Annotated in this window: 25 protein-coding genes and 4 tRNA genes; 21 read left to right on the top strand and 8 right to left on the bottom strand. The window is 66.1% G+C overall.

What is annotated here, in order from left to right; genetic code table 11:
• Positions 1-3: 3 nt before the first annotated feature.
• Together QPC17_RS05875 and QPC17_RS05870 are read right to left on the bottom strand one after the other, a co-directional pair.
• Complete coding sequence (locus QPC17_RS05875) at positions 4-498, bottom strand: GNAT family N-acetyltransferase (protein WP_285347090.1); 495 nt, start codon at positions 496-498, stop codon at positions 4-6.
• Between the two features lie 2 nt (positions 499-500).
• On the bottom strand, positions 501-977 hold the full coding sequence (locus QPC17_RS05870) for a GNAT family N-acetyltransferase (protein WP_062614246.1): 477 nt from the start codon (positions 975-977) through the stop codon (positions 501-503).
• Between the two features lie 58 nt (positions 978-1035).
• On the opposite strand from QPC17_RS05870, the gene QPC17_RS05865 reads away from it, so the two are divergent.
• Together QPC17_RS05865 and nadE are read left to right on the top strand one after the other, a co-directional pair.
• Positions 1036-1785: a nitroreductase family protein gene (locus QPC17_RS05865; RefSeq protein WP_068539418.1), complete on the top strand. Its 750-nt coding sequence runs from the start codon at positions 1036-1038 to the stop codon at positions 1783-1785.
• Between the two features lie 110 nt (positions 1786-1895).
• A complete protein-coding gene (nadE, locus tag QPC17_RS05860) occupies positions 1896-2720 on the top strand; it encodes an NAD(+) synthase (protein WP_062614244.1) in 825 nt (274 codons plus the stop codon).
• Between the two features lie 41 nt (positions 2721-2761).
• Here the strand turns inward: nadE and QPC17_RS05855 are convergent, their stop codons facing one another.
• Positions 2762-3373: a SatD family protein gene (locus tag QPC17_RS05855; RefSeq protein ID WP_070446537.1), complete on the bottom strand. Its 612-nt coding sequence runs from the start codon at positions 3371-3373 to the stop codon at positions 2762-2764.
• 87 nt (positions 3374-3460) lie between these two features.
• Between QPC17_RS05855 and QPC17_RS05850 the strand changes: the two genes are divergently transcribed.
• The 5 genes from QPC17_RS05850 to QPC17_RS05830 all read left to right on the top strand — a co-directional run bounded on the left by QPC17_RS05850 (position 3461) and on the right by QPC17_RS05830 (position 8156).
• Positions 3461-3811, top strand: coding sequence for a hypothetical protein (locus tag QPC17_RS05850; protein ID WP_062614253.1), 351 nt, complete (start codon positions 3461-3463; stop codon positions 3809-3811).
• Positions 3812-3922: 111 nt separating this feature from the next.
• Positions 3923-5461, top strand: a complete 1539-nt coding sequence (locus tag QPC17_RS05845; protein ID WP_062614252.1) for an aspartate:alanine exchanger family transporter — start codon at positions 3923-3925, stop codon at positions 5459-5461.
• 192 nt (positions 5462-5653) lie between these two features.
• Complete coding sequence (locus tag QPC17_RS05840; RefSeq protein ID WP_062614242.1) at positions 5654-5935, top strand: HU family DNA-binding protein; 282 nt, start codon at positions 5654-5656, stop codon at positions 5933-5935.
• Between the two features lie 116 nt (positions 5936-6051).
• The gene (locus QPC17_RS05835; RefSeq protein WP_062614241.1) at positions 6052-6399 is read left to right on the top strand and encodes a DUF3039 domain-containing protein; all 348 of its coding nucleotides are present in this window, start codon (positions 6052-6054) and stop codon (positions 6397-6399) included.
• Complete coding sequence (locus QPC17_RS05830; protein WP_068539414.1) at positions 6396-8156, top strand: DEAD/DEAH box helicase; 1761 nt, start codon at positions 6396-6398, stop codon at positions 8154-8156. The genes QPC17_RS05835 and QPC17_RS05830 overlap by 4 nt, the downstream gene beginning before the upstream one ends.
• 49 nt (positions 8157-8205) lie before the next feature.
• Here the strand turns inward: QPC17_RS05830 and QPC17_RS05825 are convergent, their stop codons facing one another.
• Complete coding sequence (locus QPC17_RS05825; protein WP_062614239.1) at positions 8206-9561, bottom strand: nicotinate phosphoribosyltransferase; 1356 nt, start codon at positions 9559-9561, stop codon at positions 8206-8208.
• Positions 9562-9687: 126 nt separating this feature from the next.
• Between QPC17_RS05825 and clpS the strand changes: the two genes are divergently transcribed.
• From clpS to rdgB, 6 genes are all read left to right on the top strand, one after another.
• Entirely contained in the window at positions 9688-9957 is a 270-nt protein-coding gene (clpS, locus tag QPC17_RS05820) for an ATP-dependent Clp protease adapter ClpS (RefSeq protein WP_068539412.1), read from the top strand.
• Complete coding sequence (locus QPC17_RS05815; protein ID WP_068539410.1) at positions 9951-10607, top strand: DUF2017 family protein; 657 nt, start codon at positions 9951-9953, stop codon at positions 10605-10607. Before clpS ends, QPC17_RS05815 begins: the two co-directional genes overlap by 7 nt.
• 10 nt (positions 10608-10617) lie before the next feature.
• Positions 10618-11436 carry a glutamate racemase gene (gene murI / locus QPC17_RS05810; protein WP_285347089.1) on the top strand — a complete coding sequence of 273 codons (819 nt, stop codon included), beginning with the start codon at positions 10618-10620 and terminating at the stop codon, positions 11434-11436.
• Complete coding sequence (locus tag QPC17_RS05805) at positions 11433-12230, top strand: MBL fold metallo-hydrolase (RefSeq protein ID WP_062614236.1); 798 nt, start codon at positions 11433-11435, stop codon at positions 12228-12230. The genes murI and QPC17_RS05805 overlap by 4 nt, the downstream gene beginning before the upstream one ends.
• Before the next feature lie 149 nt (positions 12231-12379).
• Complete coding sequence (gene rph, locus QPC17_RS05800; RefSeq protein WP_062614235.1) at positions 12380-13150, top strand: ribonuclease PH; 771 nt, start codon at positions 12380-12382, stop codon at positions 13148-13150.
• Positions 13147-13734: an RdgB/HAM1 family non-canonical purine NTP pyrophosphatase gene (rdgB, locus tag QPC17_RS05795; protein ID WP_068539408.1), complete on the top strand. Its 588-nt coding sequence runs from the start codon at positions 13147-13149 to the stop codon at positions 13732-13734. Before rph ends, rdgB begins: the two co-directional genes overlap by 4 nt.
• A gap of 7 nt (positions 13735-13741) precedes the next feature.
• On the opposite strand, the gene QPC17_RS05790 is transcribed toward rdgB, so the two are convergent.
• Entirely contained in the window at positions 13742-14269 is a 528-nt protein-coding gene (locus tag QPC17_RS05790; RefSeq protein WP_285347088.1) for a DUF4916 domain-containing protein, read from the bottom strand.
• Between the two features lie 110 nt (positions 14270-14379).
• Between QPC17_RS05790 and QPC17_RS05785 the strand changes: the two genes are divergently transcribed.
• The 3 genes from QPC17_RS05785 to QPC17_RS05775 all read left to right on the top strand — a co-directional run bounded on the left by QPC17_RS05785 (position 14380) and on the right by QPC17_RS05775 (position 15426).
• Positions 14380-14685: a hypothetical protein gene (locus tag QPC17_RS05785; protein WP_143602171.1), complete on the top strand. Its 306-nt coding sequence runs from the start codon at positions 14380-14382 to the stop codon at positions 14683-14685.
• Positions 14686-14698: 13 nt separating this feature from the next.
• Positions 14699-15181, top strand: coding sequence for a peroxiredoxin (locus QPC17_RS05780; RefSeq protein WP_068539403.1), 483 nt, complete (start codon positions 14699-14701; stop codon positions 15179-15181).
• Between the two features lie 160 nt (positions 15182-15341).
• Positions 15342-15426, top strand: a tRNA-Leu gene (locus tag QPC17_RS05775).
• Between the two features lie 117 nt (positions 15427-15543).
• On the opposite strand, the gene QPC17_RS05770 is transcribed toward QPC17_RS05775, so the two are convergent.
• The gene (locus tag QPC17_RS05770; RefSeq protein ID WP_246825755.1) at positions 15544-17343 is read right to left on the bottom strand and encodes an AMP-dependent synthetase/ligase; all 1800 of its coding nucleotides are present in this window, start codon (positions 17341-17343) and stop codon (positions 15544-15546) included.
• Between the two features lie 145 nt (positions 17344-17488).
• On the opposite strand from QPC17_RS05770, the gene QPC17_RS05765 reads away from it, so the two are divergent.
• Entirely contained in the window at positions 17489-18250 is a 762-nt protein-coding gene (locus tag QPC17_RS05765) for a fumarylacetoacetate hydrolase family protein (protein WP_062614230.1), read from the top strand.
• Positions 18251-18459: 209 nt separating this feature from the next.
• Here the strand turns inward: QPC17_RS05765 and QPC17_RS05760 are convergent, their stop codons facing one another.
• Entirely contained in the window at positions 18460-19635 is a 1176-nt protein-coding gene (locus tag QPC17_RS05760; RefSeq protein ID WP_276787445.1) for a MalY/PatB family protein, read from the bottom strand.
• Positions 19636-19669: 34 nt separating this feature from the next.
• Here QPC17_RS05760 and gltX point away from each other — a divergent pair, with 34 nt between their 5' ends.
• Positions 19670-21169: a glutamate--tRNA ligase gene (gltX, locus tag QPC17_RS05755; protein ID WP_070446531.1), complete on the top strand. Its 1500-nt coding sequence runs from the start codon at positions 19670-19672 to the stop codon at positions 21167-21169.
• Between the two features lie 139 nt (positions 21170-21308).
• On the opposite strand, the gene QPC17_RS05750 is transcribed toward gltX, so the two are convergent.
• On the bottom strand, positions 21309-22412 hold the full coding sequence (locus QPC17_RS05750; protein ID WP_285347087.1) for a hypothetical protein: 1104 nt from the start codon (positions 22410-22412) through the stop codon (positions 21309-21311).
• A 139-nt stretch (positions 22413-22551) separates the two neighbouring features.
• On the opposite strand from QPC17_RS05750, the gene QPC17_RS05745 reads away from it, so the two are divergent.
• The 3 genes from QPC17_RS05745 (at position 22552) to QPC17_RS05735 (ending at position 23159) form a co-directional block, all read left to right on the top strand.
• Positions 22552-22623 (top strand) — tRNA-Gln (locus tag QPC17_RS05745).
• A 42-nt stretch (positions 22624-22665) separates the two neighbouring features.
• Positions 22666-22738 (top strand) — tRNA-Glu (locus QPC17_RS05740).
• 348 nt (positions 22739-23086) lie between these two features.
• Positions 23087-23159: transfer RNA gene (locus QPC17_RS05735), tRNA-Glu, on the top strand.
• Positions 23160-23258: the final 99 nt, after the last annotated feature.

Below are 23258 nucleotides of genomic sequence, written 5' to 3'. Positions count from 1 at the left end.
CGGCTAGAACTTGCGCAGCAGCACCTGGTGGCCGTGCACCTCGAGCCCGGTGGGCTCGAAGCCCAAGCGCAGGTAGAGGCGGTGGGCGTGCTCGTTCGCGGGGTCCACGGACAGCGAGATCCCGGCAGCCCCGGCGCCCCGCGCAATTTCGGTGACGCCGTCGATGAGCCGAGACCCGATCCCGTACCCCGCATACCGGCGCTCAACCGCGATCGCCAGCTCCGGCACGCCTTCGGCCACGTGCCCAAACCCGTGGTAGTCGTCGGTGCCCCACATGAGCCACGACCCGCCAGCCGGAACGTTGCCCTTCCATGCGATGAGTCCGCCGAGCTCCGGCTTCCAGTTGCCCACGTAGTAGTCGTGCCACTGGTCGAAGTCATCGGGGAGGTCGCCGAGTTCGTCGCCGAAGGTGTCGGTGAGGAAGTTGAGCCGAGCGATATAGGTGCGGTCGGATTCGGTGGTGGGCACAAGGCGCAGATCGGTGCGCGTAGACATCATGGTTATCCTTCCCGAACGAGGGTGGCGATGTGGGCGCCGAAGGCCTCGTCAAACTCGGCGCCGGTTTGCTTAAATCCGAGGCGCTCCCAAAACTCCATGGCCCCGCGGTTTGACACGGCCACCTCGGTGTACGCCGGCACGTCCGCGATCGCATACTCGAGGAGCGCCGTACCGTATCCGCGCCGCTTGACCTCCGGGCGCAGGTAGAGCCCGCCCACTCGCAGGGGTGCCGGATGGCCCGGCCCCATCGCTTCCACGAGGATGAAGCCAACGATGTCGTCGTCGTGCGTAGCGACCCAGGTGGTAGTGGGCCCGGGGTCGGCGAGGCGCGCCATCCACACCCCGTCCATGGAGATGGTGTGGCGGGCGATGACGTCGTCGGGAAGGAGGCCGCGGTAGGTGTCCTCCCAGGAGGTGCGGTGGACGTCGGCGACCGCGGTGGCGTCGAGCGCGGTAGCTGGCCTAATGCGAATACTCATAGGTCTAACGTAGCACCGCTCACAATCCCCGTTGGTCATTCCACCTATCCTTGGTGCTATGAATTTGACGATCGAGACCCAGCTCGCCCACCGCTCCATCCGCGAATTCACCGGGGAGCCGATCCCCGAGGAGACGATGGAGGCCCTGTTTGAGGTCGCGATGCGTACCTCCACCTCGCGCGGCCTCCAGCACGCGGCGCTCATCCGGGTCAAGGACCAGGCTAAGCGTGAGGAGTTGGCCACGATCGGCAAGCAGCCCTACATCGCGCGGGCGCCGGAGCTGATCGTGGGGATCGTGGACGCGCGGCGTTCGGTGCGCATCCGCGAGGAGCAGGGGCTGGATCCGGCGCCGGCGGCGTCGCCGGTGGTGTTCCGCGAGGGTTTCACGGACGCGGTACTCATGATCCAGTCGATGTCCGTGGCGGCGGAAAGCCTGGGGCTGGGCGTGACTCACCTGGGCTCGGTCCTCAACGACTACGCCCGCCTCATCGAGGTTCTCGCCCTGCCGCGCTACACCTTCCCGGTGCTCGGCATGATGCTCGGCAAGCCGGCGCAAAACCCGCAGCTCAAGCCGCGCATCCCCACGGGACTGCGCGTGATGACCGACGTCTACCGCGAGCCCGATTCGTGGATGGAGGCGCTGTCCGATTACGACGCCGACATGCACACCTACTACGACCTGCGCGACGTGAACCGGCGCGTGGATGCCTTCACCACCCAGGTGGCGCGCATCGGCATGCCAGGGCCGCAGGTGAACTTCTTCCGTTACGTGGAGGGGCAGGGATTCGACATGGGTCTGGAAAAGTAGGCCACAGCCAGGTTGGCCCTGTCGGCGGGTCTGTCCGGTCGGCGTCGGGAGACGTGCGGCTCCGGGCCTCCGCCATGCCCGCGGGGGCGCGGGAGGTTAGACTGGGGGGCATGTTCCATCCGTTGCAACAGCACATTGTTGAGACCACGGGCGTGCAGCCCCAGATTGACCCGGTGCGGGAGGTGGAGCGGCGCGTCCAGTTCCTGTGCGACTACTTGTTGGCTACGCACACGGCCGGCTTCGTGCTCGGGATTTCGGGTGGGGTAGATTCCACGCTCGCCGGGCGGCTGGCGCAGCTCGCGGCCGAGAAGCTGCGGGCCGAGGGGCACGAGGCGGCCTTTTACGCTGTGCGCCTGCCGTATGGCGTGCAGGCGGACGAGACTGATGCCGCCGCCGCGATGGCGTGGGTGGCCGCCGATCGCGAGGTGACGATCAACATCAAGGAGGCCACCGAGGGCATCGAGCGCGCGTACCGCGAGGCGATGGGCATGGAGATCACCGACTTCAACAAGGGCAACGTCAAGGCCCGCCAGCGTATGGTGGCCCAGTACGCAATCGCTGGCGACCTCGGGCTGCTCGTCATCGGCACCGACCAGGCAGCCGAGAACACCGTGGGCTTCTTTACCAAGTTCGGCGACGGCGGCGCGGACATCCTGCCACTCGCCGGGCTCAACAAGCGGCAGGTGCGGGCGCTGCTGCAGTACCTCGGCGCACCGGAACAGCTGTGGGCGAAAGTGCCCACCGCCGACCTGCTCGACGGCCGGCCGCTGCGCACCGACGAAGACGAGCTCGGCATGACCTACGAGGAGATCGACGACTACCTCGAAGGCAAGCAGATCTCCGACGGTGCGGCCGCCAACCTCGAGGGCAAATGGGTGCGCTCGCGGCACAAGCGCACCACGCCCGTGGGGCCGGAGGACACCTGGTGGCGATAGCCGGCCCGGGCGGCACCAGCGGCCGGCAGGACCGGGCGCGCTCAGGCCTCCCAGAGAGCCTGTATAGCGGCGGCAAGCGGGCGCAGGTTGTTGCTCTTGATCCGCTGGGTGTTCGCTGACGCGGTGATGCCCAGCCGCGTGGCGGTGTCCTGATTCGCCTCGCCGCGCAGCAGACCGAGCAGGCTATCGCAGACGCCTGGTTTGAGGCTGCTGAGGTGAGCGTCGATGAGGTGCAGGCCCGCGAGAAGCGGCGCCTTGATATCGGGAGAACCCGTCCGAACGCCGGCCCAGCCGGGGGAGGCCGCGAGGTTCTCGACGGCCTCAAGCCCTTCTCGTGCGTGCCACCAGGCGGAGCCATCCTGGATGCCGTCGCCGATGTCGACGATCTCGCCCACGCCGATCCCGAAACGAATGTCGGCGGCGTGTGCGAGCATGGAGAGGCGAAGGAGGTGTGTGGCGTGGATGGCCGAACCAAGTGTGGGGAAGTCTCCCTGGATTTCGTCGCCCACGGTCGGGGCGAGGTCGGCGGCCTCGGGTGGCAGGCTTGCCAAGCCTGCCATGAGCGCCTCATGTGTGTGGGCGCGGTGAGCGCGCGAGTTCACGAGGTCGCCGATCACGGCCACACGTGTAGGTTTATCCTTTATAGTTGCCATATGTAGATATTAACTTAATTCTGGATTGGGGGGGGGAAGGTGCTATACCTCGGCGTCCTGATATATGGCTTGTGTGCCATTGCGGCCATGTCCGGGAACGGACTGATCCGTGCCTTCATACGTCGGATCGATTCCAGTGATGTGCAGCCAGCTCGGATCGCGCTGCTCTCTGCTCAGCGCTCCCTTCCCGGCGGACGTTGGATCGGGATACTCGAGCGGCTCGCAACGTACGTTTGCCTGGTCGCGGGGTGCCCGGGCGGCATCGCGGTCGTGCTCGCCGTCAAAGGCTTGGGCAGGTACCCCGAGCTTCGTAATGACAACAGTGCTCGCGTGGGGGAGCTGTTTATTATCGGAACCTTTGCTTCTATCCTCTGGGCTGTGGCGTGGGCTGGGATCGCCGTCGCTGGAGCGCATGCCGTGCGTCACCTCGGGGGCTGAGCCGGCGGCCGGGTGCGGCTTGAATGGTCCCAAACGGCTAGAATCGTAACGACCAAGAATTTGACATGTGAAAGGTTTGTTGTGGCAAATCTGTTGAGCGCGTCGCCGCTCATGACGGTCTTCCTTGTGGTGGCACTCGGTGGGGTGCTCGGCATTATCCCGTTTGGCAAGCTCCGCTTCGGGGCAGCTGCCGCTTTGTTCGTGGGGCTCTTCATCGGGAACATTGTGCCCGAGCTAGGCGCTCAGCTCGGCCTGCTGCAAAACCTGGGCTTGGCTCTCTTCGTTTACATGGTCGGTTTGTCCGCGGGCCAGACCTTTTTCGCCGACCTCGCCCGCCACTACAAGCTCATGCTCGGCACGGTGTTCGCGGTCATCGTGGGCGCGGTTGCCACGATCGGGCTCGCCCCGCTGTTCGGGCTGAGCTCGGAGCTATCCGTAGGCCTCTTCGCCGGCGCGCTGACGAGCACCCCGGCGCTGGCTGCCGCGAACGCGGCGCTCGGCTCGGCCGAGCCGGGCGTCGGCTACTCGCTGGGCTACCCGATGGGGGTATTTTTCGGGATTGTCATCGTGTCGATGGTCGTGTCACGCAAATGGCCGGGGGGAAACGACACCCCGTCGGTCGCGGGGCAGTCGATCGTGGCGAACACGGCCGTCATCGAACGCGGAATCTCGCTGCGGGCCGTGCCGGGTTACCTCGAGCAGGAGATCCTCGTGTCTTACTTCATGCGCAACGGCAAGACCCGCGTGATCAGCCCGGGCGAGGAGCTCGAGCCGGAGGACCAGATCGTGGTGGTGGGCCGGGAAAACGCGGTAAAGGCCGCGATCGAGGCGATCGGCCACGTGCTTCCCGAGCACCTCGCTGACGACCGTTCACGCGTCGACTTCCGCTCCTTCACCGTCTCGCACAAGGAGCTCGCCGGCTCCACGGTGGCCGAGCTCAACCTGCCCGGCCGCTTCGGCGCCGTCGTCACCCGCATCCTGCGCGGGGACGCCGAACTGCTGGCGGGTAGCCACGAGCGCCTCGAGATCGGCGACCGCGTGATGGTCGCCTTCCCGCGCCGAGAGTACGACGCGATCGAGGACTTCTTCGGCAACTCCGAGCGGACGGTCTCCACCGTCGACGCCGTCGGGCTCGGCCTGGGTATGGTGCTCGGCTTGCTGCTGGGCATGGTGGAGATCAGCCTGTCGAACGGCGGATCGTTCAGCCTGGGGGCGGCGGCCGGCCCACTTATCGTGGGCATGATCCTGGGCTACCTGCGCCGCACGGGCCCGCTCGTGTGGCAGCTGCCGGGCGCAGCGAACCAAACGATCCGGCAACTCGGCCTGCTTCTCTTCCTGGCGGCGGTCGGCATCGCCTCGGGCCCGGCCTTCGCACAGACGGCGTTCTCGGTGGCAGGCCTCAAGGCGCTGGCGATGGGAAGCGTGATCGCGATCGTCGTCCTGCTTGTAACCCTGGTGATGGGCCGGATCCTGGGAGTGAGCGCGCAGCGCACGGCCGGCGTCATGGCAGGGGTGCTCGGCCAGCCGGCGATCCTCGCGTTCGCCAGCTCGAAGGAGGCCGACGAGCGAATCGAGGCCGGTTACGCCTCCGTGTTCGCCCTGTCGATGATCGCGAAGATCCTACTGGTCCACGTCATTCTCGCGTTCTAAACTCGCGGCTCGCCGCCATTTTCTGTGGATAATGTGGTGCGTGTGAATGCTGAGATCATCTGAGAGTGAAAACGATGATGATTTTGTGGAAATACCCAGACAGAGTTGGTGTTTACCCCGGTATTTCGGCTAAATTGAACGCTAGCGGTTCAATCCGAGCCGAACTGTAGGAACAAACTGAGAGGTAGATCTATGTCCCTCAACCGCACGGAGCTTATTGCCAAGATTGCCGACGAGTCCGGCCTCACCAAGACCGACGCCGACAAGGCCATTTCCGCTCTCCAGACCGTCCTCGTTGATGCCCTCGCCGCTGGCGAGGCCGTGAAGATCACGGGCCTCATGTCCGTCGAGCGCACCGAGCGCGCTGCCCGCAAGGGCCGCAACCCGCGCACGGGCGAGGAGATCGAGATCCCCGCTGGCTACGGCGTGAAGATCTCCGCTGGCTCCACCCTGAAGAAGGCTGTTGCCAAGTAAGTCACTTAAGGAAAGGCGCCCCTCGCGAGGGGCGCTTTTTCATGCCCGCGGGCAACGTGGCATCTCCCACCCGGGCTTGGCACGAAATTGTCGGAGGGGAGCAATAGACTGGAGGCATGTCTACCGATCCTCATTCTGATCCCCAGGCCCCGGGCGGGCCGGGCCAGCCGGATGCGCCGTCGTTGGCGCCGGAGTCGACCACCGCAACGCTGGAGCGCACGCGCGAAGAGCGTGAACCGGGCGATGAGGATCGCTACGCCCATTACGTGCGTAAGGATCGCTACACGCAGTCGGCGATTGAGGGCGGGCCCGTGGTGGCGCTGTGTGGGAAGGTGTGGACTCCGGTGCGTAACCCGGATCGCTACCCGATTTGCCCCACGTGCAAGGCGATTTACAAGAACCTGGGTGGTGGCGGGGGAGAGTGGCCGTTTGGCCCGAACCCGCCCGGCGGAGACGGCAAGTGAGCGCCCGCTCACCGCACCCCCGCTCTGTTTCAGTATCGGCAGCCCAGAACCTTCCTCCTGTCTACCCGCAGCGTGCTGCGTGGGGAACGGCTGGGTCTTTGCGCGCCTGGCAGGCGGCGGCTCTCGACCAGTACTTGGCCACGCTCCCTCGGGATTTCCTCGCGGTGGCGACGCCGGGCGCGGGCAAGACCACCTTCGCGTTGAGGGTGGCCACCGAGCTCATGGCGCGCAGGGTCGTCACTGAAGTCATGGTGGTGTGTCCCACCGAGCACCTGAAGTATCAGTGGGCGGATGCTGCGGGGCGCGTGGGCCTGAAGCTCGACCCGGACTTTTCTAATTCCCAGGCCAACCTGGGCGCCTCCTTCAACGGCGCCTGTGTCACCTACGCGCAGGTAGCCCGGGCCCCGCTCTTTCACCGTCACCGCACGTCGGCCCGCTCTACGCTCGTCATCTTTGATGAGATCCACCACGGTGGTGACGCGTTGAGCTGGGGCGACGGTATCCGCGTGGCCTTCGAGCCCGCCAAGCAACGCCTCTCGCTCACCGGCACCCCGTTCCGTTCAGATTCGGCGGCGATCCCGTTCGTCACGTACGAGTCCGACGTCGATGGCGTGCCGCGCTCCCGCGCCGATTACACGTACGGATACGCCGAGGCGCTTGCCGATAACGTGGTGCGCCCGGTCATGTTCCTCTCCTATACGGGCAGCATGCAGTGGCAGACGAAGCACGGGGAGGTAATGAGCGCCCAGCTGGGGGAGGCCATGACGAAGGACATGGAGGCCCAGGCGTGGAAGACGGCGCTCAACCCCTCGGGTGATTGGATCAAGGCGGTGTTCGGCGCCGCTGATGACCGGCTCACCGTGGTCCGCCAGGGCATGCCCGACGCCGGTGGCCTGGTGATCGCCACCGACCACAAGACCGCCCGTGCCTACGCCGATATCCTCGCCCAGATCACTGGCGAGGAACCCACGGTGGTGCTCTCCGACGACGACCGCGCATCCGACCGCATCGCCGAATTCTCCGCCGGCACGCAGCGGTGGATGGTAGCGGTGCGCATGGTGTCGGAGGGCGTGGACGTGCCGCGCCTCGCGGTGGGTGTGTATGCTACCTCCACCTCCACGCCCCTGTTCTTCGCCCAGGTGATCGGCCGCTTTGTGCGCTCGCGGTCGCGCGGGGAGACTGCGTCAGTGTTCCTGCCGTCGGTCCCGCACCTGTTGGGTCTGGCGGGCGAGCTGGAAAAGCAGCGTGATCACGCGCTCTACGTCGCATCGGACGATCCGGAGGATCTGCTCGAGGCGGCCAATCGCGCCGAAAAGGCCTCCGACGAGCTGGCGGGCGTGGGGTACGCAGCCCTCTCGGCGGACGCCACGTTTGACCGGGTGGTTTTCGACGGGGACGACTTCGGCTCGTGGGCCGCGGTCGGCTCGGATGAGGAGGCGGACTTCCTCGGCATCCCCGGCCTGCTCGAGCCGGACCAGGTGGCCACCCTCTTGCGTGAGCGCCAGGCGGAACAGAAGAAGGGTGCGGGCGCCACGGAGGCCCGCAGCACTGTTATAGATTCGCGGCGCCGGCGCGAGGCCCGCAAGCAACTGTCCAGCCTGGTGGCGGCCTATGCGGCGAAGACTCAGCGCCCGCACGCGCTCATCCACACTGACCTGCGCCGGGCGTGCGGGGGACCGGAGGTGGCACGCGCCTCGCTGGATGAGGTGGAGGCCAGGATCTTGAAGATCCAACAGTGGTTCGTCGGCAGGAAATAGGAGACGGGGCCGGGTCGCCAGACCCGGCCCCGCCCCATTCCGGGCGTTCCTATGCGCGGTGCTCTGCGATGTCCACCATGATGGTCGGCAGGGCCGGGTCGCCTTCGGAGAGGCGCCAGGCCGGGTACGGTAGGGCCGCGCGGGAGTTGCGGTGTTGCTCGGCGGCGTGGGCTAGGGAGTTGCGTGCGACGTACTGCTCGTCGACAACCCCGCCCTCGACCAGCTTGACCTGCAGCGGCCGGGCCTCGTGCTCGGCCAGATATGCCAGGCCCTCCTCCCACGAGTCGGCGGCCACCACGATCTCTTCGAGCGCGCGGCCCGTCTCATCGTGGGTGCGGCCGGCCACCTTGAGCCCGCCCACCGACGTCTTCGAGTCGGACTTCTTGGCCACGCCCTGCATGGTGCCGTCCGCGCGCTCGCGGGCCACGAGCTTGTAGACGAGCTGGGCTGTGGGGTGGCCGGAGCCGGTCACGAGCCGCGTGCCCACGCCGTACGAATCAACCGGCGCGGCACCGAGCGCCGCGATGGCGTACTCGTCCAGGTCGGAGGTGACAGTGATCTTCGTCGTCGTCGCCCCCAGATCGTCGAGCTGCTTGCGTACCTTGAACGCTTGCGCCACGAGGTCGCCCGAGTCGATGCGGACCGCGCCGAGCTCGCCGCCCGCCTCGCGTGCCACGCGCACGGCCAGCTCCACGCCCTTCTCCACGTTGTACGTGTCCACCAGCAGCGTGGTGCCAGTGCCCATGGTGGCGATCTGGGAGCGGAAGGCTTCCTCTTCCGAGTCGTGCAGGAGGGTGAAGGAATGGGCGGCGGTGCCGATCGGGCGGATCCCGTACAGGCGGCCTGCCTCCAGGTCGGACGTGCCGGTGAACCCGCCGATCACCGCGGCGCGCGCGGCCGCCACCGCGGACCATTCGTGGGTGCGCCGGGCGCCCATGTCGAGGCAGGGGCGGTCGTGTGCCGCGATCGTCATGCGCGAAGCGGCGGTGGCCACAGCCGAGTCGTAGTTGAGGATGGACAGCAGCACGGTTTCCAACAGCACCGTCTCAGCGAACGTGCCCACTACGGTCATGATGGGCGAGCCGGGGAAGTACAGCTCGCCTTCGCGATAGCCGTAGATGTCGCCGGAGAAGGTGAAGTCGGTGAGGAACGCGAGCGTCTCTTCGGACACGACGTTGGCCTGGCGCAGGTAGTCAATCTCTTCGGGCCCGAAGCGGAAGTTCTTCACGGCCTCGAGTGCGCGCCCGACGCCGGCGACCACACCGTAGCGCCGGTGGCCCGGCAGGCGGCGGCCGAAGACTTCGAAGACCGAGCGGCGGTTCGCGGTGCCGGACTGCATCGCCGACTCAATCATCGTCAGTTCGTACATATCAGTGAGCAGGGCAGTGCTCGTCTTATTCGTCATGCTTTCAAGGTTACCCTCTTGGCAAAGAGATTCCGCATCGTTTCACTGCTTGTTTGCGCACCGAATCTGGGGCGGTGGTCTACTATGGAAAATGTGGTAAGCGGGAGTCAGAGAATCGAAAAACCGATGTCGAGCCCACGCGCGAGCCTGGAGCAGTCGGCGTCGTGCTGGCGCACCGTTGTGCATAATGACCCGGTGAATCTCATGACGTATGTGCAGTGGGTGTTCGAAAGCTACTTCTCGATGGGCCCCTCGGTGGCGTATGCGAAGATGATGGAAGTGCACAATGCCGGCCGCGCGATTGTCTCTACGGGCCAGCGCGAGCAGATGGAGCGCGACGCCCAGGAGATGCACACGTACGGCTTACGCGCCACGATTGAGGAGGCCGAATGCTGACGGCCTTCCGCATTGCCCGCGGCGGGTATTTGGCTCACATTGACGACGACGAGCGCCGCGTCCTTGCCGGCCTCGTCAAGGACGCGGTCTATTTGCTCGGCTCGGACGTGGAGCATGAGGCGGAGCGTAGGTCCCAGACGGTGGACCCGGACGATCCGCTCGCGGAACTGGAGGCCGACGTCGTGGACATCGCGGACGCGATCGCGGCGGAAGGTGAGCCGAGGGCGCGGGCCCCGTATGACGTCGTCGTCGAACATCTCCTGCCTGACATGAGCGAGGACCCGGACGAGGCGAAAAAGCTGCGGGAGCTGACGGAAACGTCGGTGGCGTCGCAGAAGATTGAGAACCTTGTGACCGTCTACCTGGGTCTGGAATCGGCGCGCGGGAGCGGGGACGTGCTCGTGGCCAACGAGGACGCGCCGGCGTGGATGAGCGCGCTGAACGATGTGCGGCTCGTACTCGCGGCAAGGCTCGGCATTGACGATGACGCCGCCTCCCGGGCTGTCGAGGAGCGCGTGCGGCCCTTTCACAGCGGCGATACCGACGCCGAACCCAGCACGGACGATGTGCTCGCGATCGTGTATTCCATGAGCACCTGGTGGCAGGATTCACTGGTGACGGCGGTGAGGAATAAAGCCCTGCGAAGGTAATATTCACGATATGAACGATTCACCCATTGGCGTGTTCGATTCTGGTGTGGGCGGGCTAACGGTGGCCCGTGCGATCATGGACCAGCTGCCTGGTGAATCCATTACCTACATCGGCGACACCGCCAACAATCCGTACGGCCCGCGCCCGATCGCGCAGGTGCGGCGGCTCGCGCTGGGGATCATGGACGAGCTCGTGGATTCGGGCGTGAAGATGTTGGTGATTGCGTGTAATTCGGCGTCCGCGGCTGTGCTTCACGACGCGCGGGAGCGCTACACGGCCTCCAAGGGGATTCCGGTGGTGGAGGTGATCCACCCGGCGGTGCGCGCGGCGGCGCGCGTGACCATCAATAACCGGATCGGCATTATTGGTACGCGGGCCACGATTAAGTCGCGCGCGTATGAGGACGCGTTCGCGGCGGTGCCGAGCATTACGCTCACGTCGCGGGCGGCGCCGCGGTTCGTGGAGTTCGTGGAGAACGGGATCACCACTGGGCCGGAGCTGCTCGAGGTGGCCGAGGAGTACCTGGCGCCGATCAAGGACGCGGGGGTGGATACCCTCATACTCGGTTGCACGCACTACCCGATCCTGGCGGGCGTGATTTCTTACGTGATGGGTAACGACGTGGCGCTGGTGTCGTCAGCGCAGGAGACCGCGCGCGACGTGTACCGGGAGCTCACGGCACGCGACTTGCTCCGTGACCCGCAGTCCCCGGCCCCCACTCATAATTTCCAATCCACGGGCGACGCCCACGAATTCCAAACCCTTGCCCGCCGGTTCCTCGGGCCGGAGGTTGCAAGCGTCCACCAGCTGAAGGGAAAAGCATCGTGAAACTGACCATTATCGGGTGTTCGGGCTCGATGTCGGGTAAGGATTCGCCGGCGTCGGCCTACCTGCTCCAGGCCACCGGGGTGGATGAGACGGGCCAGGAGCGCGTGTGGTCGATCGTGCTCGACTTCGGCCCGGGCGCGATGGGGCACCTGCTGCGCTACGCGGACCCGGCGCGGCTGGACGGCATGTTCCTGTCCCACCTGCACGCCGACCACTGCGCCGACATCGTGGGCATGCAGGTCTACCGGCGCTGGTACCCCGAGGGCGCGCTCGGCCCGATCCCCGTGTTTTCTCCTGGCGACGGCGCCGCCCGCACTCGCGGAATTGCTGACGACCCGCTCGAGGAGACCTACGCCGGTGAATTCGAATTCCAGCAGATCAAGCCGGGCGACTCGGTCAAGGTGGGCCCGATGGAGGTGAAGTTTTTCGCGGGGTGGCACTCGGTGCCGGCCGTGGCCATGCGGATCACAGGGCCATCCGAGGCCGATCCCGACCGGCGCGTGACCATGACGTACACGGGCGACACGGATTACGTTTCCACCGTTATCGACGCCGCCCGCGGGGTGGACCTGCTCCTGTCCGAGGCGGCCTTCGAAGAGGGACGCGACCTCGTGGAGGGCATCCACATGACCGGCCGGCGCGCCGGCGTGGTTGCCAGCGAGGCCGGGGTGGGACGGCTGCTGCTCACCCACCTGCAACCGTGGACGAATCCCGTGCGTACCGTCAAGGACGCCCGCGCTGTTTACGACGGCGATGTTGAGACCGTGCAGGCCGGGGGAGTGTACGAGATCTAGGCGCCCGGGTTGGCCGGGGCGTTGGCCCGCAGGGCGGGTGTGAGCTGGGCGCGAGCCGGGCGGTGGTGTCGTGAGCCTGGATGCAAAGTGCGTGGGCGGCGTCGGGACGCGGAAAAGAATTGTCGGAGGCGGGGGGGTAGGCTGAAGGCATGAGTGAAATGAGTAGAAAAGATGGGCGCGCCACCGATCAGCTGCGCCCGGTTCGTATTACGCGCAACTACCTTGAGCAGGGCGAAGGCTCGGTGTTCGTGGAGTTTGGGCGCACGAAGGTGCTGTGTGTGGCGTCGCTTACTGAGGGCGTGCCGCGCTGGCGCAAGGATTCGGGGCTCGGGTGGGTCACGGGTGAGTACGCCATGCTTCCGCGCGCTACGGACACGCGATCGCAGCGTGAGTCGGTCAAGGGTAAGGTGGGCGGCCGCACGCAGGAGATCTCGCGGCTGATTGGCCGCTCGCTGCGCGCGGTGGTGGACTTTGCGGCGCTGGGGGAGAACACGATCGTACTCGATTGTGATGTGCTGCAGGCTGACGGCGGCACGCGCACGGCCTCGATCACGGGTGCCTATGTGGCGCTGGCGGACGCGGTGGCGTTCGGCATTGACAAGGGCTGGATCAAGCCGCGGCGCGGAACGCCGGTGTTGCGCGATTCGATCTCGGCGATCTCGGTGGGCGTGATCGATTCGGTCCCGTGCCTCGATCTGCCCTATGAGGAGGACGTGCGGGCTGAGACGGACATGAACGTGGTCATGACTGGCTCGGGCACGTTCGTGGAGGTGCAGGGCACGGCGGAGGAAGCCCCGTTCTCGCGCGCGGAGCTGGATGCGCTGCTTGACCTGGCGGCGAAGGGCAATGCGGAATTGGCGCAGCTGCAGAAGCTGGCGCTGGAGTCGGAGGGCCCTGTGGCTTTGGGAGGGTTCGCATGATCCTCGCCACCCGCAACGCTCACAAGGTCACCGAGGTGCGGGCGATCCTGGCCCCGCTCCTGCCCGGAGGCTTCGTGCTTGGGGCCGTGCCGGGGGATCTGCCCGAGCCGGTGGAGGACGGGGCCACCTTTGCTGAGAATGCGATCATCAAAGCCACCCAGGTGGCGCGCGAGCTCGGCGTGCCGGCAATTGCTGACGATTCGGGGCTGTGCGTGGACATCATGGGCGGGGCCCCCGGCGTCTTCTCCGCCCGCTGGTCCGGGCGGCATGGGGATGACGCGGCGAACCTCGATCTTCTGCTGGCCCAGCTGGCCGACGTGAAGCCCGAACAGCGTAGGGCAAGGTTCGTGTGTGCGGCGGCGCTGGCGTTGCCGGACGGGAGCGTTGTGGTCGAGGAGGGGCAGATGCGCGGCACCCTTCGCTACGAGCGGGCGGGCACGGGCGGCTTCGGTTATGACCCGGTGTTTGAAGCCGAGGGCTACGGGGTCACGAACGCGGAGCTCAGCCCGGAAGACAAGAACGCGATCTCGCACCGGGCGCGGGCGTTCGCTGCGCTCGCCCCGCACATCGCAAAGATCCTGTAGCCGGGCGTCAGTGCCCGAGTAGGGCGAGCGCCTGGCGCACCACGTGCAGGTGCTTGGGCAGGATCTCGGCCTGGAGCTCGGGGGTGTGGAGCTCGCCGGGGGTGAACCAGTTGACCTCGAGGGAATCGGAGGAGACGTTGCAGTCGCCGAGTACGGGGATGATGTAACACAGGGACACGGCGTGCTGGCGGGGGTCGTGCCAGCCCTCGCCCGGCGTCGGGAAGTATTCGGCCACGGTGAACGGCACCAGGGAGGCCGGGATCTGGGGCAGGATCATCTTGCCCAGGTCCTTCTCCAGGTGGCGGCGCAGGGCCTCGCGGATCTTCTCGTGGTAGAGCACCCGGCCTGAGACCAGCGATCGGGTCAGGCCCTCATCGGTGACGGTGAGGAGGAGGCCCATGGAGGCGAGCGAGCCGTCGTCGTGAAGGCGGACCGGCACGGCGTCGACATAGAGGATCGGCACCTTACGGCGCACGTACGTGAGGTCCTCGGGGGACAGCCACGGGCCCATGTCAGAAGATGCAACGTCACTCATACTTCGATTGTGCCAGCATCGGGGGCCCAGTTCGGGTGATAATCGGACAATTTGCCACCGGTGAACGTGTGGGGCGCCGGTGGAGGGTGCGCGTGTGGCAGAGTGGGGGCGTGGAGAAAATAGAGAGGCCCTTGATGGGCGTGGCGCTCGTGTTCTGCGCGATCATGCTGGTGATCGGCTGGGTGAGCGTGGGCATGGCGGGCTGGACGTCAGGGTTCATCGTGACAGCGGTGCTCGGCACGGTGGCGGTGGGCGCCGGCCTGTGGGGCTGGCGCGAAGACTCGGCCTACTGGGTGGGCACGGGCGCGCTCGGAGCGGGTCTGCTGTTTCCCACGGTCGCGGGGATCGTGCCGATGATCCTCGGCTTCATCATCTTCATTTTGCTCATCAGCCTGCGGCTCTTTTTGAACGCTTAGGAAAGAAGGAAATATGTCTGACGTACGCCTCACGGTTGGCCAACAGGCCCCCGACTTCACCCTTGACACGGTGGACGGACCCGTCACCCTGTCGCAAGAGATCGAGCGCGCCGAGCAGGGCGTGATCGTCTACTTCTACCCCCGGGCCATGACCCCCGGCTGCACCACCGAGGCCTGCGACTTCCGCGACTCGGAGAACTCGCTCAAGTCCGCCGGTTACACCGTGATCGGCATCTCGCCCGACTCCGTGGACTCGATCCGCAAGTTCGTGGACAAGGAGTCGCTCAACTTCCCGCTCGCCTCTGACCCGGACAAGGCCGTGATGAAGGAGTGGGGCGCGTACGGGAAGAAGATGAACTACGGCAAGGAAGTGGAGGGCGTCATCCGCTCCACGGTAGTGGTGGGCAAGGACGGCAAGGTCGTGCTCCCGCTGTACAACGTCAAGGCCACTGGGCACGTGGCGCGCGTGCGCCGGGAGCTGGGCGTCGACGCGTAGGGCCGAGCCCCGGGGCGGCTAGTTGAGGGCCTCCGGGCAGGGTGTGGGTGAGCGTGCCCCATCCTGCCCCGGAGGCCTTCATGGTTCTCGCCCATGTTGCCTGGGTGTTTGGGCGGCGCGCTTTTGGGAATGGGTGGCGCCGACGATACACTTTCAGTGAGCGCGAGTGGCGGAATTGGCAGACGCGCTGGATTTAGGTTCCAGTGCCCTCGGGCGTGCGGGTTCAAGTCCCGCCTCGCGCACCACCCATTGAAAAATCCTGGACGTTTTTGGCGCGATCTCCTCATATAAGAAGATCGCCGCGGAATCGTCCAAGAAAGTCTCATTGCACCCGGCCGCGCGCCCGGCCGGCCGCAGCTGGCCTACGCCTCCCCGTAGAGCTCTCGCAGCTCGCGCGCATAGCGCCGCGCCACGGCTTCACGCTTGACCTTGAGCGAGGGGGTGAGCATCCCGTTGTCCACGGTCAAATCGGGGTAGATGACCGCGAACTTACGGATGGACTCGGCGCGGGAGACCGCCTTGTTCGTCTTGGTGATCGCCCGCTCGAGCGAGGCGAGCACGTCGGGGTGCTGGGCGGCCTGCGTGACGTCCATCGTCGGCAGATCATGGGCGGCGAGCCACCCGGGCAGCATCTCGGCGTCCAACGTGATGAGCGCGCCGACGAACGGCTTTTGGTCACCCACCACCACGATCTGGGAGATGAGCGGGTGGGAGCGCAACGGGTCTTCGAGCGCAGCGGGGGAGACGTTCTTGCCGCCGGCGGTGACGATGATTTCCTTCTTGCGCCCGGTGATCGTGAGGTAGCCGCGCCGGTCGAGGGCGCCGAGGTCGCCTGTGTGGAACCAGTCGTCGTCGTCAAGGACCTCGGCGGTAGCGTCGGGGTTGTTCTGGTACCCGCGGAAGACTTGGGGGCCGCGGACGAGGATTTCGCCGTCGTCGTTGAGCTTGATTTCGGTGGCGGGCATGGGCGTGCCCACGGTACCCATCTTGATGGAGCCGATCGTGTTGACGGTGGCGGGGCCGGTGCATTCGGTAAGCCCCCAGGCCTCGACCACGGTCAGCCCGATGCCGCGGAAGAAGTGGCCGGTGCGCTTGCCGAGCGGGGCGCCGGCGGAGACGGCGTAGTGGCAGTTCTCGCCGATGATGTTCGTGATCTTGGAAAAGACGAGCTTGTTCGCGATCGCGTGCTTGAGCGAGCGGAGGGGCCCGCGCCCGCGTTCGGAGTAGGCGACGGCGACATTGGCGGCCCAGCGGAAGATCTTGCGCTTGAGGCCGGAGCCGGCCTTGGCCTCGGCAGCGTTGTAGATCTTCTCCAGCACGCGCGGCACCACGAGGAGGGCGGAGGGCTTGAAGGTCTTGATGTCGGACAGAAGGTTTTTGATCGAGGGGGTGTGTCCGACGACGCCGCACCCTCCGATTGCGAAGAAGAACACGGCGCGGGCCATGACGTGGGCGAGGGGGAGGAAGAGGAGGACGCGGGTGTCGGGGGAGTCGATAATGGTGTGCATGTGCGGCAGGGTGTTGAGGGTGAGGTCAACGAAGTTGCCGTGCGTGAGCTCCACGCCTTTGGGGCGGCCGGTGGTGCCGGAGGTGTAGATGACGGTGGCGAGGGTGTCGAGGGTGAGGCGGGCGCGCCGCGCGTCGATCTCGGCCTGGTCGACTTTCTCGCCTTGGGAGTAGAGCTCGACCAGGGCGTCTTGGTCGAAGGCGAGCACGCGGCCGAGGAGGGGCGTGCGCTGGGATTCGACCAGGAGCTGCTGGGCGTGCGTGTCGGTGATGGCGAAGCGGATGGCGGAGTTTTCGAGGATCCAGCGCACCTGTTCGGCGGAGTCGGATTCGTAGATCGGCACCACGACGAGCCCGGCGCTGAGAGCGGCCATGTCGATGAGGCTCCACTCGTAGGAGGTGGCGGCGAAGATGGCGATCGCGTCGCCCTCGCTGAGCCCTTCGGCGACGAGGCCGCGGGCGACGGCGTCGACGTCGGCGAGGTAGTCGGTGGTGGTCATCGGCGTCCATACGCCAAGCGTGCTTTGGCGTTCGATGCAGACCTGGTCGGGGTGGGATTCCTGGCGGCGTGTCAGGAGCCACGGGATGTTCATCCAGGGCTCGGGCTTGGTGTAGCGCTTTTCGGAAACGACGCCGTTCCTGTGCTTTTTGACCATGGTTCCCCTTCGATCGACCGATAAGGCTACGTTACCGTAGCTTGGGGGGTGAGGTGAAAGGGCTGGCATGCGGTGCCTCACATTGGATCGGGGCTCTTTGGCAAAGCTCCCGTGGTGGGGAGGGGTGCGGCGGTAGGATGAGATCATGAAGATTGCGCGACTTTCCCTGGATCAAGGCCCCCGCTTCGCTGTCGTTGACGAGACCACGGGCAACTACCACGTGCTTGCGGATGACCCGCTCTACGCCGAGGTCAAGCCCACCGGGCAGATCGTTTCCGCCAACGAAGCGAACCTCGTTGCGCCCATGCTCCCGCGTTCGAAGGTGATCGGCTTTGGTGACAACTACAACCGGCCCGATTATCGCCCGGACCCGGCGACCGTGCCCACCACATTCTTGAAGCCGAACACGGCCGTCGTCGGGCCGAATGTGCCGATTGTGGCGCCGGAGTGGTCGGGGAACATCATTCATGAGGCTGAGCTCGCGGTCGTCATCTCTCGCCTGTGCAAGGACGTGCCGGTGGAGCGCGCGAACGAGGTGATTTTCGGCTACACGGTGGGTAACGACGTCGCGGACGGGCTTACGCAGAAGTCGGACTTGCAGTGGGCGCGGGCGAAGGGCTTTGATACCTCGTGCCCGATCGGGCCGGTGGTAGTGACCGACCTCGATATTTCGAACCTGGAGATCACGCTGGCTGTGGATGGCGAGGTGAAGGGCAGGGGCACGACGGCCGACCTGACCCGTTCCGTGCCTGAGCTGGTGGCGCTCGCCTCGTCGATGTTCACGCTCCTGCCGGGCGACATCCTTTTGACGGGCGCTGCGTTCCCGTCGATCCCGGCGGGCCCGGGCATGGAGGTTGTGTGTTCGGTGGAGGGGATTGGCGATCTGCGCAATCCTGTAACCGGATAAAACGGACAAGAATAGAGTATTTGCGCTGGTCAGAGTAAGGGCCTTGCTTGTGCTCGGGGATGACTTGGGCGCCCGCCAGGGCGCCGATAACGTGGGCCGGCGGCCCTGGTTCCTGCTTGGAATGGGCTGTACCCGGCACAAGTTGTGAACCTGAGGGCGCCCTCTATCAGCAACACCGATAAGCGGCTCTTGGCATTGCCTATTGCGGATTAGCGTTGCATTTCTACAGGGGAGAGCACGGCCTCGATCTGGTCGATCGCCCGGCGCAGGATCGGCCGTGGAGTGGCGATGATCGCGCGGGCGAAGTGCTCATACCCGGCGCCACACGAGCTCCCGGGCGTGAGGGCCACGCCGGCGTGCTCGCCCAGCCATGTGGCAACCGGTTCGCCGACCCGCCCCTCTCGGACGGCCTCGCTGAAGTCGAGCCAGGCGATGTACGTGCCCTCCATGTACTCCATTGTGACGCCGGGCCAGCGCTCGACTGCGTCGGCGAGCAGGTCGCGGTTGCCGCGGATGTAGTCGACGACGTCGGCCAACCACTCCCGCCCGTCCGTGTAGGCGGCCACGGCTGCGCCCGAGCCAATCGTGGACGTCATGTTCGCCGCCCACCCCAATGCCGGCTGCAACCTCTCCGCGAGCTCCGGGTTCGTCACCACCAGCTGCGCGCACTTCAGCCCCGGGATGTTCCAGCCCTTGGAAGCGGCGATGGCCATGACGGTGTGGGAAGCGGCGGCGTCAGAAACTGAGGCGTAGGGGACGTACTGGCCGTCGAGGACGAAGGGGGCGTGGATGTCGTCGGAGAGGACGATCGCGCCCGGGAACTCGGCAACGACGCCGGCCAGTGCCTCTAGCTCCGCGCGCGAGTACACACGCCCGGTCGGATTAGACGGGTTGACGAGGATGAGCACGCGCGCCCCAGCCTCAAACCCGGCGCGTATCCCCGCAAGGTTCAGCTCAAGCCGGCCCTCCACCCGCTGGCAAGGTACCTCGATGAGAGGCCGCCCCATCGCCGGGATGAGCTGCACGAAGCTCATGTACGCAGGCGTGGGCAGGATGACGGGGGAGCCGGGAGAGGACAACGCGTCGATGATGAAGCGAGCCGAGGAGACGACGTCGGGAACGGCGTGGACGGCGTCGGGCGAGGGAGAGAAACCGGAGATCGAGGAAATCCAGGCGGAGGCGGCCTCGGCGAGAGCGCGCGAGTCGGCGGCAGAACGGTAGCCGATGCCGGGAAGGCTCGAGAAGCGGGCGAGGACGTCGCGGACGGCGGGAGCTACGCCGAAGTCCATCTCGGCCACGAACATCCCAATGCAGTCGGGGAAGGCGGTCCACTTGAGGGAGCCAGCGGCGCGGAGGCGGTCGATCGTGATGTTGTCGAAATTCATGTTTCCAATCTATACGGAGTAGCCTAGTAACACTATGAGCACTGAAATTTCGAATGTTCGCGTCCGCTTCTGTCCCTCGCCCACCGGCATGCCCCACGTGGGCATGGTGCGCACCTGCCTGTTCAACTGGGCATACGCTCGCCACACGGGCGGCACCTTCGTGTTCCGTATCGAGGACACGGACGCCCAGCGTGACTCGCAGGAGTCCTTCGACCAGATCATCGACTCCCTGACCTGGCTCGGCCTGGATTGGGACGAGGGCGTGGGCATTGGCGGACCGCACGCCCCTTACCGCCAGAGCGAGCGTATGGACATCTACAAGGATGTGGCGGCCAAGCTGCTCGAGGCGGGTTACGCCTACGAATCTTTCTCGACGCCGCAGGAAATCGAGGAACGCCACCGGGCGGCGGGGCGCGACCCGAAGCTGGGCTATGACGGCTTCGATCGCGACCTGACCGAGGAGCAGAAGGCGGCTTTCCGGGCTGAAGGCCGTGCGCCGGTGCTACGCATCCGCATGCCGGATGAGGACGTGACGTTCAAGGACCTGGTGCGCGGGGAGATCACGTTCAAGGCCGGCTCGGTGCCCGACTATGTGATTATGCGTGGCAACGGCCAGCCGCTCTACACCCTGACCAACCCGGTGGATGACGCGCTCATGGAAATCACTCACGTGCTCCGCGGCGAGGACCTGCTCTCCTCCACCCCGCGTCAGATCGTGCTCTACGACGCGCTCAAGGCCATCGACGTGGCCAAGCAGACCCCGCTGTTTGGCCACCTGCCCTACGTCATGGGCGAGGGCAACAAGAAGCTCTCCAAGCGTGACCCGGAGGCCAACCTTCTCCTGCACCGCGACCGCGGCATGCTCCCCGAGGGCCTGCTCAACTACCTGGGCCTGCTCGGCTGGTCGATCGCCGCGGACCGCGACCTGTTCAGTCGCGAGGAGATGGCCGAGGCCTTCGACGTGGCCGATGTCAACCCTAACCCCGCCCGCTTCGATGACAAGAAGTGCGTGGCGATCAACGCCGAGCACATCCGCATGCTCGACGTGGAGGATCTGCGCGGGCGTCTCGTGCCGTTCTTGAAGTGCGACGGCGTGATTGAGGCTGAGTCGTACGAGGCCGCGGATGAGGAGGCGCGTCGCCTTCTCGACGCTGCCACCCCGCTCGTCCAGACCCGCATCCAGCTCCTCGGCGAGGCGCCCGCACTCATGGGCTTCCTCTTCAAGGGCGCCGACGAGATCGAGTACAACGAGAAGGCCGTGGCCAAGCTGCGCGACTCCGCGCCGGACGCTCTCGACGCCGCCCTCGCGGCCTTCGAGCAGATCGCACCCGAGTCCTGGGACGCGGAGACGATCAAGGCCGCCGTGGACGAGTACGTGGTGGGCGGACTGGAGCTCAAGCCGCGCTTGGCCTTCCAGCCGCTCTTCGTGGCCGTGACCGGCACGAACGTCTCCCTGCCTGTGGTCGACTCCATGGCGATCCTCGGCAAGGACGAAACGCTCATGCGCCTGCGCCGCTTCCGGGCCACGCTATAGGGGCGGGGCGCGGGGCTGGCCCGCAGTGCTGGCGGCGGCTGGCGACTTTTAAAAACATCTGGACGATTCCGGGGCGGTCTTTTCATATACGAAGATCGCCCCGGAATCGTCCAATTAATTCACATGGCGACGCGAGCGTTTAGCGGCCAGGGTCGCGCAGGTAGAGCGTGGAGCCCGGCGTCCAGCCCGTGATCATGCCCGTTCGTGTGCTGCTCGTGCTTTGTGCGTCGGACGGGGTGCGGATGGGGAGTGGCGCGTAGGTGATCTCGAGCGCGGCGGGTACGCTCAGCCGCACCCCGTCGTAGTCCTGGGCGATGGCCTCCCAGTCGAGGACATGGGTGATGGGTGCGTCGATGCCCGCCCACTCGTCGTACAGCTGCGGGTTGCCCGCGAGTGCGATGGGGTAGCGCGAGATGAGCGCGGCGGCGTCGTCGGCGCTGGTGATCTCGACGACGCGCAGGTCGTCCCGGATGAGGGTGAGCCGGTGGTCGACGGCGAAGTCGCCGGCGTCGTCGCCGTAAACCTCGCACGTCGAGACGATGGGGACGTCGCCTGGCTCGAAGGCGGTGGGGTCGACGGGGTCGAAGGCGAGCCAGACGTCGCGCGGGCACTGGGAGGTGATCCACCACTGGTAGTCCTCGATGAGGGGCTCGCCGGCGCGGACTGTGCGGCGCGCCTCGCTGCGCCGGTGCTGGACGTAGGAGAGCGGGCGGGCCTGCCAGTCCACGCGCCCGAGCATGCGGGCAACGAACGCGTCCATGGCCGAGCGCTGGTCGGGGCTGGCGAGGGAGTCAACGCAGATGCTCTGGAACTCGCCGAACGCGTAGGAGACAGTGGCGTCACTGATTGCGCGCTGAATAAGGGCGGGGGTGATCACTCCCGCGGCGTCGGCGGCCGTGAGCCAGGCGAGCACGGCGTCATGAAAGGCGCGGATGAAGGTAGTGACCTCTGGCAGTGGGGAGGATGCGGTCGGGACCGGCAGGTGGCCGGTGAGGGCGGCGCCGGCGTCGGCGGCGGGAATGGTGACGAAGGCAAACGACGAAGAGTTGGCGGTGGGGATCGCCTCGACGAATGGGATGTCCGGCAGGCCGCTGGCCCAGGCAGGCCGACCGTCCGTGGAGTCGGGGGAGAAGCGCACGGCGTCGACGAGACGGCGGGCCGCGGCGCGGCCGAGGTGGCCGGGGTAGACCCGGACGCGCGAGGGGTCCCAGGGGAGCGTGGGCGGCCGGTGGCGGAGTCTCACGAGGGCCTCCTTCCGCGGCAAAAATACTCAGATCAGTGTAGCTCACAACCGGCGTGATTCCCTTCACGCCCAAAGATTTGCGTGAAGGCGCAGGCCTGCGTAGTATATCTATTCGTTGCACTCCTTGGGAGTGACACCATGGGGTATGGTGTAATTGGCAGCACGAGTGATTCTGGTTCATTTAGTCTAGGTTCGAGTCCTGGTACCCCAGCGAAACAGCAAGATCACTTGTTGCTTCACCCGCAAGGGTTAGGCCCCGTTCGTCTAGCGGCCTAGGACGTCGCCCTCTCACGGCGGTAACACCGGTTCAAATCCGGTACGGGGTACAGATTGGCTCCGAGCTTCGGCTCGGAGCCTTTTTCGTTGCTGTCGAGTGCCCGAGTTGCCGACTTGCCGAGTTGCCGCGCTCTCGAGCGCCGGTGTTCCCGAGCTCCCGCGCTTGCGCAGATGTAACACTAAGCCGCAATATGCAACGCCAATAGGCGGCTTTTTGCCGTTGCGTATGGGAAATTAAGGTTGCATATGCGCGGGGCAGGGGGCAGCGGCTGGCGTGGGGACCTTTGGGCGGAAGGGAGGAGGGGCTGTGCGTGCTCGTATGTGACAGAGGTCGCGCTGAGCTGGTTTTTCTCTTCCGTACCCTTTGTGTAAAGTGAAACCCGACGATCTTCGTCAAGGCCCCGTTCGTCTAGCGGCCTAGGACGTCGCCCTCTCACGGCGGTAACACCGGTTCAAATCCGGTACGGGGTACAGAATGGCTCCGAGCTTCGGCTCGGAGCCTTTTGCATTGCCGGCTCCAGGCATCGGGGCCGGTGGCGCGCCTTATCGGATTCTAGGGGCGGTTGCAAC

The organism is Trueperella bernardiae, from assembly GCF_030246965.1.
Classification (GTDB): Bacteria; Actinomycetota; Actinomycetes; order Actinomycetales; family Actinomycetaceae; genus Trueperella; species Trueperella bernardiae.
This window is presented reverse-complemented; position numbering and strand designations above follow the sequence as displayed.